At 70.9% G+C, this 515-nt stretch carries 1 pseudogene; it reads left to right on the top strand.

Annotated elements, in window-relative coordinates:
• Window positions 1-56 precede the first annotated feature (56 nt).
• Window positions 57-515: pseudogene (locus tag RF645_RS13430) on the top strand (amidophosphoribosyltransferase); the annotation flags it as partial.

Genomic DNA, 515 nt, shown 5'->3' with positions numbered 1-515 from the left:
CCGGGCGACGCGCCCCGGCCCACCGACCCCCGAAGCTCGAGAGAAGGCTGATCGACGTGGTTCGCCCTGATGGACAACTCAGCCACGACCTGCTCCCCGGAGAGAAGGGCCCCCAGGACGCGTGCGGCGTGTTCGGCGTGTGGGCCCCCGGCGAGGAGGTCGCGAAACTGGCCTACTACGGCCTCTACGCCCTGCAGCACCGCGGCCAGGAGTCGGCCGGCATCGCCGCGAGCGACGGCAACCGCATCGCGGTGTACAAGGACATGGGCCTCGTCTCGCAGGTCTTCGACGAGGCGACCCTCACGACCCTGACCGGGCACCTGGCCGTGGGCCACTGCCGGTACTCCACCACGGGCGGGTCCCACTGGGCCAACGCCCAGCCCACGCTGGGCGCCACCCCGCACGGGACCGTGGCGCTCGCGCACAACGGCAACCTCACCAACTCGGCGGAGCTCTACGAGAAGCTGATCGACAAGTCCGGGTTCCCCTCCCAGGGGGAGATGGCACAGGGCAAC

The sequence above is a fragment of the Kocuria sp. CPCC 205260 genome, assembly GCF_040981045.1.
Classification (GTDB): domain Bacteria; phylum Actinomycetota; class Actinomycetes; order Actinomycetales; family Micrococcaceae; genus Kocuria; species Kocuria palustris.
Note: the sequence above shows the minus strand (reverse complement) of the source record. Positions and strands in the feature narration are given on the sequence as shown.